We start from the raw sequence: 13,133 nt of genomic DNA, 5'->3' as shown, positions 1-13,133 counted from the left end.
CCGGGCCGAACGCCTCGTGGCCCAGCCGCTCGTAGAAATCGCCGTCGGTGATGACGCCGATCGCGGGAACGGTCAGGCACTCTCCGCGCGCACGATGTCCAGGGCGCGCTGGAGGTCGTCGGGGTAGGCGCTCTCGAACTCGGTCCAGCCGCCGTCGGCCGGGTGCTCGAAGCCCAGCCGCACCGCGTGCAGCCACTGCCGGGTCAACTTCAGCCGCTTGGCGAGCGTCGGGTCCGCGCCGTAGGTGAGGTCGCCGACGCAGGGGTGGCGGTGGGCGGCCATATGCACCCGGATCTGATGGGTGCGGCCGGTCTCCAGCTTGATGTCCAGGAGGCTGGCGGCGCGGAACGCCTCGATCAGGTCGTAGTGGGTGACGCTCGGCTTGCCGTCGCTGGTCACCGCCCACTTGTAGTCGTGCTGCGGATGGCGCCCGATCGGTGCGTCGATGGTGCCGCTCAGCGGGTCCGGGTGGCCCTGCACCAGCGCGTGGTAGCGCTTGTCGACGGTACGCTCCCGGAACTGCTGCTTGAGCAGGGTGTAGGCGCGCTCGGACTTGGCGACGACCATCAGCCCGGAGGTGCCCACGTCCAGCCGGTGGACGATGCCCTGCCGCTCGGCGGCGCCGGAGGTGGAGATCCGGAACCCGGCGGCGGCAAGCCCTCCGATCACGGTGGGACCGGACCAGCCGGGGCTGGGGTGAGCGGCGACCCCGACCGGCTTGACGATCACCACGATGTCGTCGTCGTCATGGACGATCTCCATGCCCTCGACGGGCTCGGCGACGATCCGCACCGGCGGCGCGGCCTGCGGCATCTCGACCTCGAGCCAGGAACCGCCGGAGACCCGGTCGGACTTGCCCGCGACGCTGCCGTCGACCTGCACCTTCCCGGCAGCGGCCAGTTCGGCCGCCTTGGTCCGCGAAAAGCCGAACATCCGGGCGATCGCGGCATCGACGCGCTCGCCCTCCAGGCCATCGGGTACGGGCAGGGTGCGGATCTCGGGAATCGTACTCACCCGTCGAGTATGCCGGACCGGACGGACCGGTTCGTACGGCCGTCGTACACCGGCCGTCGTACACCGGCCGCCGCACACCGGCCACGACCGGCCGGTCCCGCTCCGTCCTTGTGGACCGTGGCTCAGTCCTTGTGGACCGTGCCGTCCGGGTCCAGGCCGCGGAAGGACAGGATCACGATCAGGAAACCGCCGCACACGATGGCCGAGTCGGCGAGGTTGAAGACCGCGAAGTGGGCCGGGGCGATGAAGTCCACTACCGCGCCCTGGAGGTGTCCCGGTGCCCGGAAGACCCGGTCGGTGAGGTTGCCGAAGGCCCCGCCGAGCAACATCCCGAGCGCGATCGCCCACGGCAGGCTGTAGAGCTTGCGGGCCAGCCGGGCGATCACCAGGATCACCCCGGCCGCGATCACCGTGAAGACGATGGTCATCGCCTCGCCGAAGCCGAAGGCCGCGCCGCGGTTCCGGATCACCTCGAACCGGAGCAGCGTGCCGACCAGATCCACCGGAGCGTGGTGCTCCAGCTTGGCGACCACGACCAGCTTGCTGACCAGATCGAGCAGGTACGCGAAGGCGGCCACGGCGAGCAGCACCCCGATCCGCCGCTTCCCCCTGGCTCCGGTACCCGCCGTATCGGCGCTGGTCCCGGCGCCCTCCTCGGCCTTCCCGGCATCTGGTGTACCGATGGCCTGCTCCGCCTCTGTCACGTGAGTCCCTCAACCTCGTCCGGGCCAGTCTCCCCCTGGCTCAGGACGAGGGTACGGCACACGCGCTCGGGTGGTCAGCGGCGCTCCTGGCGCTGCTTGCACTCGACGCACAGCGTGGCCCGCGGGAACGCCTGCATCCGGGCCTTTCCGATGGGGTCGCCGCAGTTCTCGCAGAGACCGTAGGTCCCAGCATCCAGCCGCTCGAGGGCTCGCTCGGTCTGGAGCAGCATCTCGCGGGCGTTCCCGGCGAGGGCCATCTCGTGCTCACGGGTGATGTTCTTGGTGCCGGTGTCGGCCTGGTCGTCGCCCGCGCCGTCCCCGGAGTCACGCATCAGCCCGGTGATCGCCTCTTCCGAGGCGAGGATCTCGGTGCGCAGCCGGCCGGCCTCGGTCAGCAGCTCAGCGCGCGCCTCGGCCACCTCCTCCGCCGACCAGGGGTCCTCACCGGGGCGTACCGCGAGCTCGCTGGGGTCGACCGGGGCGCCGGCGGCACGGGCCTTGGGCACGGGGGGCGCGGTCGTCGTGGCCTTCTTCGCCGTCGGCGCACCACCCGGGGTCTTCTTCGCAACCACTTTCCTGGCTCCCGTCTTCTTCGCGGGCACCGCCTTCTTGGCCGGTGCGGCCTTCTTGGCTGTGGCCTTCTTCGTCGGTGCGCTCTTCTTGGCAGCCTTCGCGGTCGCCTTGGCCGTGGACTTCGCCGTGGACTTCGCCGTGGACTTCGCCGCCGCGGCGGTCTTCTTCGCGGCCTTCTTGCCCGATGCGTTCTTCTCGGCGGGCGCGGCCTGCGTCGCCTTCGCCCTGCTCTTCTGCACGGCGGTCTTCCTAGCCACCATGGCCGCGGCCCCTTCACATATTGTGATCTTGCTCGCGAATCGTTCCGGAACGATAAATCGACTCCGGGCATGCGGCAACGGGGCACGCCGCCCGATTCGCCCAGCTTGCCCGTACGACAAACCGGTCTCCACCGTTGTGCCCCACTCCGCACCCGATGAATCCGGCCGCGGACCGGTACCGGAGGGTGACCCGCACTGCCCCGGGACTCCAGCACCCGGCGTATCGGCATTCGGGTCATCCCCGGGCGGCCCGGTACCTCACTCGGCGCAGTGGGGCGGCGACGGGGCGGTAAGGGAGCCCGTGAGCGGGCGGTGCGGAAATCGGTCGGCCGCGGTGCGTCCGGCCCCGTACACTGGGCGCAGCGAAAGGCATGGATGGGGACGAGTAGCGTCGTACGCGGCCATGAGCGACCCGGGGACGGTGAGAGCCCGGGGGCGAGCGCGATGTGAAGGATCACCCCGGAGCCGCCGGAAGAACCCCCGCTCAGGGCCAGTAGAACCGGCATCGCGACCCCAATGAGGGGGCCGGGAGCGCAGCGTTCTCGGCCAAGGAGGGTGGTACCGCGGGAGCACGAAAGCTCTCGTCCCTCCGACGGAACGACGAGCGTGTGTCCGCCGGAGGAAGATTCCCGATGACGCTGTACCGCCAGGTGCCCGCCCAGGTCGACCTGCCCGCCCTCGAGCACGCCGTGCTCGACTTCTGGCGGGAGCACAAGATCTTCGCCCGTACCCTCGAGCAGTCCGAGGGGCGACCGGAGTGGGTCTTCTACGAGGGCCCGCCCACCGCCAACGGCATGCCGGGCGCCCACCACATCGAGGCCCGCGTCTTCAAGGACGTCTTCCCGCGCTTCCGCACCATGCGCGGCTACCACGTCGGCCGCAAGGCGGGCTGGGACTGCCACGGTCTGCCGGTGGAGCTCGCGGTCGAGAAGGAGATGGGCTTCAACGGCAAGAAGGACATCGAGGCGTTCGGCATCGCCGAGTTCAACGCCAAGTGCCGGGAGTCGGTGACCCGGCACACCGATGCCTTCGCCGAGCTGACCCAGCGCATGGGCTACTGGGTGGACCTGGACGACGCGTACCGCACGATGGACCCCGAGTACGTCGAGTCGGTGTGGTGGTCGCTCAAGGAGATCTTCTCCAAGGGGCTGCTGGTCCAGGACCACCGCGTCGCCCCCTGGTGCCCGCGCTGTGGCACCGGTCTGTCCGACCACGAGCTGGCGCAGGGCTACGAGACCATCGTGGACCCCTCGGTCTACGTCCGCTTCCCGCTGACCTCCGGCCCCCTGGCGGGCGAGGCGGCACTCCTCGCCTGGACGACCACACCCTTCTCCCTGGTGGCCAACTTCGCGGTGGCCGCCCACCCCGAGGTGACCTATGTGGTCGCCACGGACGGCACGGAGAAGCTGGTCGTCGCCGAGGCGCTGGTCGAAAAGGCGCTCGGCGAGGGGTGGCGGACCACGGGCCAGACGTTCACCGGCGCGGAGATGGAGCGCTGGACGTACCAGCGCCCCTTCGAGCTGGTGGAGATCCCCGGAGCGCACTTCGTCGTCAACGCCGACTACGTCACCACGGAGGACGGCACCGGCCTGGTCCACCAGGCTCCCTACGGTGAGGACGACTTCAAGACCTGCCGCGCCTACGGGTTGCCCGTGGTGAACCCGGTCCGCGCGGACGGCACCTTCGAGGAGGAGCTGGACCTGATCGGCGGCCAGTTCTTCAAGAAGGCCGACGAGAGGCTGGTGGCCGATCTGGAGGCGCGCGGGCTGCTGTTCAAGCACCTGGCGTACGAGCACAGCTACCCGCATTGCTGGCGCTGCCACACCCCGCTGATCTACTACCCCCAGCCGTCCTGGTACATCCGCACCACCGCGGTCAAGGACGCGCTGCTGCGCGAGAACGAGCGGACCAACTGGTATCCCGAATCGGTCAAGCACGGTCGTTTCGGTGACTGGCTGAATAACAACATCGACTGGGCGCTGTCGCGCAACCGCTACTGGGGCACCCCGCTGCCCATCTGGCGCTGCGCGGAGGACCACCTCACCTGTGTGGGCTCGCTCGCCGAGCTCTCCGAGCTGACCGGCAGCGACCAGTCCGGACTGGACCCGCATCGTCCGTTCATCGACGAGATCACCTTCACCTGCACCGCGGAGGGCTGCTCGCTCACCGCCCAGCGCGTGCCCGAGGTGATCGACGCCTGGTACGACTCGGGGTCGATGCCGTTCGCGCAGTGGGGCTACCCGTACCGCAACAAGGAGCTGTTCGAGAAGCGCTACCCGGCGCAGTTCATCTCCGAGGCCATCGACCAGACCCGCGGCTGGTTCTACACGCTGATGGCGGTCGGCACCCTGGTCTTCGATAAGTCCTCGTATGAAAACGTGGTCTGCCTCGGTCACATCCTGGCCGAGGACGGTCGGAAGATGTCCAAGCACCTGGGCAACATCCTCCAGCCGATCCCGCTCATGGACCAGCACGGCGCCGACGCGGTCCGCTGGTTCATGGCCGCGGGCGGCTCGCCCTGGGCCGCTCGCCGGGTGGGCCACGGCACCATCCAGGAGGTCGTCCGCAAGACGCTGCTGACCTACTGGAACACGGTCGCCTTCCAGGCCCTGTACGCCCGCACCTCCAACTGGGCGCCCGGCGCGGACGACCCGGCCCCGGCCGACCGCCCGCTGCTCGACCGCTGGCTGCTGGGCGAGCTGGGCACCCTGACCGAGCAGGTCACCCAGGCCATGGAGGCGTACGACACCCAGCGCGCCGGAAAGCTGCTGTCGTCGTTCGTGGACGACCTGTCCAACTGGTACGTACGCCGCTCGCGCCGCCGCTTCTGGCAGGGCGACGCCGCCGCGCTGCGCACCCTCCACGAGGTCATCGAGACGGTCACCCGGCTGATGGCCCCGCTGGTGCCCTTCATCACCGAGCGGGTCTGGCAGGACCTGGTGGTGCCGGTGGCGCCGGAGGCCCCGGAGTCCGTCCACCTGGCGAGCTGGCCGGAGGCGGACCAGGCCATGATCGACCCCGCGCTGTCGACGCAGATGACCCTGGTCCGGCGGCTGGTCGAGCTGGGCCGGGCGACCCGTGCCGAGTCCGGGGTGAAGACCCGTCAGCCGCTGTCCCGCGCGTTGGTCGCGGCGTCCGGCGTCGAGCAGCTCTCCACCGAACTGCGGGCCCAGATCGAGGAGGAGCTGAACGTCTCCTCCCTCGCCTCGCTGAGCGAGGTCGGCGGCTCACTGGTGGACACCACGGCGAAGGCGAACTTCCGTGCGCTGGGCAAGCGCTTCGGCAAGGGCACCCAGCCGGTCGCCAAGGCCATCGCCGACGCGGACGCTGCGGCGCTGTCGGTGGCCCTGCGCGAGGGCACGGCCTCGGTGGTGGTGGACGGTGAGACGGTCACCCTCTCCCCGGACGAGGTGATCATCACCGAAACCCCGCGCGAGGGCTGGTCGGTGGCCTCCGACGCGGGCGCCACGGTCGCCCTCGATCTGGAGATCACTCCGGAGCTGCGCCGCGCCGGGCTGGCCCGCGACGCCATCCGGCTGATCCAGGAAGCCCGCAAGAACAGCGGTCTCGATGTGGCGGACCGGATCGCGCTGCGCTGGGAGTCGGCGGACGAGGAGCTCCGCCGGGCGCTCACCGACCACGCGGGTCTGATCGCCGACGAGGTCCTCGCCACGGACTTCGCCTCGGGCGAGGGCGACTCCGGTTACGGCGAGCCCTTCACCGACGAGCCGCTCGGGCTGACGTTCCGCCTCCGCAAGGCGTAACGCTCCCGCCCTCGCGTCCACCGCCCGTCCACCCCGGATCCGCCGGGGTGGACGGGCGGTGGTGCGGGGGCGGCCCTGTTGACGACGGGCCCTGGCTCAGCGGATTCGCTGTCGGGTGCGCCCCCAGGGGGCGCGCAGAACTTCCCGCGAAGCGCTTAGTCGAGGCCGAGCCGCTCGGCCAGCGGCTGGTCCGGCCCCGCGCTCACGTACAGCAGGTGCTGCGCAAGGTCGTTGGGGCTGGGGACCACGGTGAAACCCCCGGTGGTGAGGATCCGGTCGAGGGCGTCCCGCATGGCCTCGCCCACCCCGGACAGATGCAGTGCCAGGGTCTCCTGCGGACGCTGCTGCCGTGCTCCGTCCACGAACGCGGACCACAGCCAGGGGTGGGCCCGCCATCCCACGTAGACCCCGCCGGCGCTGTCGCCCCCCGGGTCGATGTCCACATGCGCCCCGGCGCTGACCCGGAAGTCCATCTCCGGTATCACCGGCAGCCCCGCCGCGGCGAGATGGGTGCGCACCTGGTCGGCGAGGCGCCGCCACCGCTCCAGGGTGGAGGAGTCGGCCTGCTGGTAACCGCGCGGCATGACCGCAGGCTAGCAACGGCTCTCGCACGGCAAGGGCCGGGCCCCGGGAGGATCCTCCCGGGGCCCGGCCCCTGTGATTGCCGAGACGGTGACGCGCTGGACGCGCGCAGCGTCAGTTGTCGTCCTCGTCGATGAGGAAGCCACGCATCGGGCTGGGCGCCTGCTGCATCGGCTGCGGACTCTGCGGCCGCACCGGTGCCATCGGCTGGGTCATCGCGGGCGACATCTGCTGCTGGCCACCGTAGGACGGACCGCCGCCGTTCTGCCCGTGACCGCCGCCCATGGGCTGGTTGCCGCCCATGGTGTGGCCGCCCATCGTGCCGGCACCGGCCGAGGCCATGGAGCCGCTCATCGAGGGGGACGGCGGCAGCGAGGCGGTCGCCGGGGTGCGCGGCGGGGCCAGCGAGTCATCGGCCTGGTTCTCCAGCTGGCGCAGCTGGCTCTCCAGGTACGACTTCAGCCGCGTGCGGTACTCGCGCTCGAAACCGCGCAGGTCCTCAACCTTGCGCTCCAGCGTGGCGCGAGCGGACTCCAGGGAGCCCATCGCCACACGGTGCTTCTCCTGCGCGTCCCGCTCCAGGGCGTCGGCCTTGGCGCGGGCGTCCCGCTCCAGGCCCTCGGCGCGGCTACGGGCCTCGCCGACGATCTTGTTGGCCTCGGAACGGGCCTCCGCAATCGCCTGGTCGGCGGTCTGCTGCGCGAGCGAGAGCACCCGCGCGGCGCTGTCGCCGCCCGGGCCCTGGCCCGGCTGCGGCAGCTGGGGGCCGCCGGGACCGCCGGGACCGCCCATCGGGCCACCCATGGGGCCGCCGGGGCCCATGGGACCGTTCTGACCCATGGGGCCGTTCTGGCCCATCGGACCGTTCTGGCCCATCGGACCGGGTCCGCCCTGCTGCATCGGCCCGGGGCCGTTCTGGCCCATCGGGCCGGCCGGCAGCTGCGGGGCACCACCCGGAAGTTGGGGCGGGCCACCCATCTGCTGCTGGCCGGGCGGCACCGGCTGTGGTCCGGATATGGCGGCGGGGACAGGTGCCCCCGGCCTCTCCTGCTGTTCGGGAGGCTTGCGCATACCTTGTTGCTGCTGGCTCTGAGCGGCGGCCCTGGTGGCGGCCGCCAGCTTGGCGCGCAGGTCCTCGTTCTCCCGCAACAGCCGGGTCAGTTCGGCTTCGACCTCATCGAGGAAGGCATCGACCTCGTCCTCGTCATAGCCTTCTCGGAGGCGGACGGTCGTGAACTGCTTGTTCCGCACGTCCTCGGGGGTCAACGGCATCTCTACTTCACCTCAACGTAGTCGTCGGCAATCGGCAAGACCGTATCGTTCACACGCTGCTCGCAAAATTGCTCACGACGGTGATCAGGATCCAGACGATGATCATCAGCACGAAGAAGGACAGGTCGAGCGCCACACCCCCGAGACGCAACGGTGGAATAAACCGCCGCAAGAGCTTGAGTGGCGGATCGGTCACAGTGTAGGTGGCCTCGAGGATGACCACCATCGCCCGACCGGGTTGCCACGAGCGTGCGAACTGGAAGACGTAGTCCATCACCAGCCGGAAGATCAGCACGATCAGGAAGCAGTACAGCGCGATGTAGACCACCTGTAGTGCGATGCCCATCCCGCGCGTCCCTCTCCCCTGTGTCGTACTGGGCCTCGCGGCCCGAAGATGACTCGGTGTTGCCGTGTTGCGTCTCAGCTCTGGTTGAAGAATCCGCCCTCTGCGATACGGGCCTTGTCCTCCGCCGTGACATCGACGTTAGCAGGAGACAACAGGAACACCTTCTGCGTCACCCGCTCAATGCTCCCATGGAGACCGAACACGAGTCCGGCGGCAAAGTCGACAAGTCGCTTCGCATCCGTGTCGTCCATCTCCGTCAGATTCATGATCACCGGAGTGCCCTCACGGAAGTGTTCCCCGATAGTACGGGCCTCGTTGTAGGTCCGCGGGTGCAGCGTGGTGATGCGGTAGGGCTCCCGCTCGGACACGACCTTGGGCATGATCACCGGTGCGTTCTTCTCCAAGTTCTGACGTTCAGGTGTGATGGACGCCACGGGGGCGATTCGCGCGGGTCGTCCGGTTTCCACCGCGAGCGGAGCGGGTTCACGCTGTGCGGGGGGATGGACGACTCGCACAGATTCGCCCCTTTCCGGGCGAGGTTCGGTCTCCACCACCTGGTGCCGCCGACGGTCCCGTTCGGGCTCCGGCTCGGGCTCGAAATCGTCATCGGGGTCGAACCCCCGGCCGTCGTACCCATCGTCCTCCACGAGGCCGAGGTAGACCGCCATCTTGCGCATCGCGCCGGCCATTCTCTGCGTCCTCCGCTCTGTGGTGGATCGGCTCCGCCACCGGATGCCATGGATCCACGTGGCCTGCCCGCCTTTTGACGGGAATGACCATATTTTCTGCTGTGGTCCGACTTCTTCGCGACGTTACCGGAGCGGGGGTCGGACTCCGAGTACCGCAGTGCCGACGCGCACATGTGTCGCTCCCGCCGCCACCGCTTCCTCCAGGTCCGAGCTCATTCCCGCGGAGACCATGTTTGCAGCCGGATGGGCGGCGCGCAGGCGGGACGAGATTTCCATCAGCCGGTCGAACGCCGCCCGCGGCTGCCCCGCGTAGGGGCCGGCCAGCGGCGCCACGGTCATCAGACCGTCCAGCCGCAGCCCTTCGGCCGCGATCACGGACTCGGCCAGCGACTCCACTCCGTCCGGTCCGACCCCTCCCCGCGATCCCCGCTCACCGGAGTCCACGTCGAGGGCGACCTGAAGCAGGACGCCCATCTCCCGGGCGGCGCGCACCGCCGCTCCGGAGAGAGCGTCGACCAATCGCTTGCGATCGACAGATTGCACCACATCGGCATAACTGGAGACGGAACGCACCTTATTGGTCTGCAATTGCCCAACAAAGTGCCAGATCAATGGCAGATCCGCACATTCGGCCGCTTTGGGCCCCGCCTCCTGGTCGCGGTTCTCGGCGACATGCCGTACGCCCAGTTCCGCCAGCAAACGGACGTCGCTCGCCGGGTACGTCTTGGTGACCACGATCAGGGTCACCTCTTCGCGCTTGCGACCGGCGGCGGCGCAGGCCGCGGAGATACGTTCCTCCACCTGGGCCAGGTTCGCGGCCAGTTCCGTCTTGCGATCCGTCACAGCTCAGCCGTCCAACCACACATAGCTCGCGAGCCTCCCGGTGGTGCGCTCGCGCCGGTAGGAGAAGTGGTCTGCCGATTCCAGCGTGCAGATGTGAGATTGTCCATCCATCTCGACGCCGGCTCTGGCGAGTTGGGCCCGCACACCCGCGGCCACATCGACCGCCGGGGTGCCCCAGCCGGTCTCGGCCCATGCCTCGGGAACCGTCTCCGCGACCTCGGCGCGCATCGCCGCGGGCACCTCGTAGCAGCGTCCGCACACCGAGGGGCCGGTGCGGGCGATGATCCGGGCGGGGTCGGCGCCCCGCGCCGTCATCGCCTCGACCACCGCCGGGACCACCCCGGCGACCAGGCCCGGCCGCCCGGCGTGGGCGGCCCCGGCCACGCCTGCCACCGGGTCGGCGAGCAGCACCGGGGTGCAGTCGGCGGTGAGAACGGCCAGGGCCAACCCCCGATGCGTCGTCACCACGGCGTCCACCGCGGGGATCTCGTCATCGCCGGTCCACGGGCCGTCGACCACCGCGACATCCCGGCCGTGCACCTGGTTCATCCAGACCACCGCAGCCGGGTCCAGGTCCAGCGACTTGGCGGCCAGCTCGCGGTTGGCGCGTACGGCCTGGGGGGCGTCGCCGACCGCGCCGCCGAGATTGAGCTCGTCATACGGAGCGGCGCTCACCCCGCCCCACCGGTCGGTGAAGGCGAAGTGCGCGCCGCTCGCGTCGTGCTGTTGCGCTATCACTGCTGGATCTCAGGGTCGCCGTGGCGCCATCTCACCGGGCTCACTTCAGGAAGTCCGGTACGTCCAGCTCCTCGGCCTGGCTCTCCGGGTAGGGCCGGGCCGGGGGGACCTGGGGAGTGATCGGGGGTGCCGGGACCTCGGCCACCGGCATGGGGTCCGCCGGGGCGGGCTCCTCCTCGCGCGGGGTGACGCTGCCGAGTCCGCCGAAGGACGGCCGGCTGGGCTCCGGGGTGGAGGGGCGGCTCGCGGAACTGCTCGAGCCCTCCTCGCGGCCGCCGCCGCTGTACGAACCGAGCACCTTGTCGCGGTTCTTCGCGGGCGGCTGGCCGCCGTCGAAACCGGCGGCGATCACGGTGACCCGGACCTCGTCGCCCAGGGCGTCGTCGATCACGGCGCCGAAGATGATGTTCGCCTCGGGGTGGGCGGCCTCGCTCACCAACTGGGCGGCCTCGTTGATCTCGAACAGACCGAGGTCGGAGCCGCCGGAGATGGAGAGCAGCACGCCCCGGGCGCCGTCGATGGACGCCTCCAGCAGCGGCGAGGAGATGGCCATCTCGGCCGCGGCGACCGCGCGGTCGTCACCGCGGGCCGAGCCGATACCCATGAGCGCCGAGCCCGCCTCGGACATCACGGACTTGACATCGGCGAAGTCGAGGTTGATCAGGCCCGGGGTGGTGATCAGGTCGGTGATGCCCTGGACACCCGACAGGAGCACCTGGTCCGCGGACTTGAACGCATCGAGCACGCTCACCTGGCGGTCCGAAATGGACAGCAGGCGATCGTTCGGGATCACGATCAGGGTGTCGACCTCGTCGCGCAGTCCCGCGATGCCGTCCTCGGCCTGGTTGGCGCGGCGGCGGCCCTCGAAGGTGAACGGCCGGGTGACCACACCGATCGTCAGTGCGCCCAGCGACCGGGCGATGTTGGCGACCACCGGAGCACCGCCGGTGCCGGTGCCGCCGCCCTCGCCCGCCGTCACGAAGACCATGTCGGCCCCCTTGAGGACCTCCTCGATCTCCTCGCGGTGGTCCTCGGCGGCCTTCCGGCCGACCTCGGGGTTGGCACCCGCACCGAGGCCGCGCGTGAGCTCGCGGCCGACGTCGAGCTTGACGTCGGCGTCACTCATGAGCAGGGCCTGCGCATCGGTGTTGATCGCGATGAACTCGACGCCCTTGAGCCCGACCTCGATCATCCGGTTGATGGCATTCACGCCACCGCCGCCGATGCCGACGACCTTGATGACTGCGAGGTAGTTCTGCGGTGCTGCCACGTCGAAGGCCTCTCGCCTCGAGTTACGTGTCGCCACCCCGCTGTTGTCGCGGTGCGCCGACTGATGCCGAATGGGACGGTTCCGATTGCCGACCCCAACCCTAACGCTGAAGTTTAGGGTTACCAGTACCTCTGTTTCCCGGACTCTTCGGAACAGGACACTAAGTCGACAAGTGGCGCGCGTTCAATGAACACGCCGAACCTCCCGCTTTTCTTTTCACCCTATGTGATCACCCAGTGCGCAAGCCAACCAGGGTGCTGGCCAGGGTCTATCAGGTCAACTGCGAGACACCGCGGGGGCGCTCGGAGCACTGACGTCGAAGTGGTCCGCGTCCGGCCGCGCTTTCATGAGCGCGGTGAGGGTCCGCGCCTTCGCCGTCCCGCGCTCCCCGCTGCCCCAGGCGACCGTACGCCCACGGGTGAGGACCAGTGTGATCGAGTCGTACGAACGGACCCGGAGGGACCGGGCGTCCCGGCGGACCGCGGTGGGGAGTTGGGTGACCACGCGGACCGCCTCCCGGCGCAGTCTGGCGGCGCCGAAATGGCGTGAACTCGGCGACCGGTCCGGCTCCATTTCCAGCAGCGGAACACCCTTCGGACGCGTGACCGAGGTCGCGAACCGTACGCCGTGAGCGTCCACTTCGCGGAACTTCCCGCCCTCCTGGACAATCGCTTCGGCCTTGCGTTCCGTCACATCCAGACTGACGGTGTGCGGCCATGACCGGGAAACCGTCACTTTCGCAATCCGCGGCAGCCGGTCCCGCAAGCGGCGTTCGATCCCGGCGGTGTCAACGCTCACCAGCGGGGTGTCCGGGGATACATCCGCGGCCTCGCGGACCTCATCGGCGGTGAGTTCCCGGGTGCCGGTGACACGCACCCGCTCGGCACGCAGCCAGCTCGAGCCGTAGACCACCCAGACGCCCGCGGCGCCCAGCAGGGTCAGGGTCACCACGATCACCACCAGGGTGCGGCGGCGGGGCAGCCGCACCCTGCGGCGCGCATGAAAAACGCTCGGGAGCGGGCCGGACGACGACGTCCGTCGGGTACCGCTCTTGGCGGTCGTCGATCCGGCCACGCTC

Annotated in this window: 12 protein-coding genes; 1 reads left to right on the top strand and 11 read right to left on the bottom strand. The window is 69.9% G+C overall.

The features are described 5' to 3' along the window. Positions 1-72: 72 nt before the first annotated feature. The 3 genes from AC4BEG_RS26135 to AC4BEG_RS26125 all read right to left on the bottom strand — a co-directional run bounded on the left by AC4BEG_RS26135 (position 73) and on the right by AC4BEG_RS26125 (position 2,551). Positions 73-1,014 (bottom strand): RluA family pseudouridine synthase, encoded by a 942-nt coding sequence (locus AC4BEG_RS26135; RefSeq protein ID WP_490702185.1) that lies wholly within the window; start codon positions 1,012-1,014, stop codon positions 73-75. 122 nt (positions 1,015-1,136) lie between these two features. Beyond that, entirely contained in the window at positions 1,137-1,718 is a 582-nt protein-coding gene (locus AC4BEG_RS26130) for a signal peptidase II (protein WP_490702184.1), read from the bottom strand. A gap of 74 nt (positions 1,719-1,792) precedes the next feature. Continuing rightward, positions 1,793-2,551, bottom strand: coding sequence for a TraR/DksA family transcriptional regulator (locus tag AC4BEG_RS26125; protein ID WP_490702183.1), 759 nt, complete (start codon positions 2,549-2,551; stop codon positions 1,793-1,795). Positions 2,552-3,183: 632 nt separating this feature from the next. Between AC4BEG_RS26125 and ileS the strand changes: the two genes are divergently transcribed. Further along, positions 3,184-6,315 carry an isoleucine--tRNA ligase gene (gene ileS, locus AC4BEG_RS26120; protein WP_490702182.1) on the top strand — a complete coding sequence of 1,044 codons (3,132 nt, stop codon included), beginning with the start codon at positions 3,184-3,186 and terminating at the stop codon, positions 6,313-6,315. 155 nt (positions 6,316-6,470) lie between these two features. Here the strand turns inward: ileS and AC4BEG_RS26115 are convergent, their stop codons facing one another. The 8 genes from AC4BEG_RS26115 to AC4BEG_RS26080 form a co-directional block, all read right to left on the bottom strand. After that, positions 6,471-6,899, bottom strand: a complete 429-nt coding sequence (locus tag AC4BEG_RS26115) for a hypothetical protein (protein WP_490702181.1) — start codon at positions 6,897-6,899, stop codon at positions 6,471-6,473. A gap of 112 nt (positions 6,900-7,011) precedes the next feature. Then, positions 7,012-8,169, bottom strand: a complete 1,158-nt coding sequence (locus AC4BEG_RS26110) for a DivIVA domain-containing protein (RefSeq protein WP_490702180.1) — start codon at positions 8,167-8,169, stop codon at positions 7,012-7,014. 49 nt (positions 8,170-8,218) lie between these two features. Continuing rightward, positions 8,219-8,515: a YggT family protein gene (locus tag AC4BEG_RS26105; RefSeq protein WP_176183480.1), complete on the bottom strand. Its 297-nt coding sequence runs from the start codon at positions 8,513-8,515 to the stop codon at positions 8,219-8,221. 74 nt (positions 8,516-8,589) lie between these two features. Next, entirely contained in the window at positions 8,590-9,204 is a 615-nt protein-coding gene (locus AC4BEG_RS26100) for a cell division protein SepF (protein ID WP_201874106.1), read from the bottom strand. A 123-nt stretch (positions 9,205-9,327) separates the two neighbouring features. Continuing rightward, positions 9,328-10,047, bottom strand: a complete 720-nt coding sequence (locus tag AC4BEG_RS26095) for a YggS family pyridoxal phosphate-dependent enzyme (RefSeq protein ID WP_490702179.1) — start codon at positions 10,045-10,047, stop codon at positions 9,328-9,330. 3 nt (positions 10,048-10,050) lie between these two features. Further along, complete coding sequence (pgeF, locus tag AC4BEG_RS26090) at positions 10,051-10,785, bottom strand: peptidoglycan editing factor PgeF (RefSeq protein WP_490702178.1); 735 nt, start codon at positions 10,783-10,785, stop codon at positions 10,051-10,053. 40 nt (positions 10,786-10,825) lie between these two features. Continuing rightward, positions 10,826-12,055, bottom strand: a complete 1,230-nt coding sequence (gene ftsZ / locus AC4BEG_RS26085; RefSeq protein WP_490702177.1) for a cell division protein FtsZ — start codon at positions 12,053-12,055, stop codon at positions 10,826-10,828. A gap of 276 nt (positions 12,056-12,331) precedes the next feature. Next, on the bottom strand, positions 12,332-13,129 hold the full coding sequence (locus tag AC4BEG_RS26080) for a cell division protein FtsQ/DivIB (protein WP_490702176.1): 798 nt from the start codon (positions 13,127-13,129) through the stop codon (positions 12,332-12,334). Between the last annotated feature and the right edge of the window lie 4 nt (positions 13,130-13,133).

The organism is Streptomyces sp. JLBJ103 (genome assembly GCF_058215575.1).
This window is presented reverse-complemented; position numbering and strand designations above follow the sequence as displayed.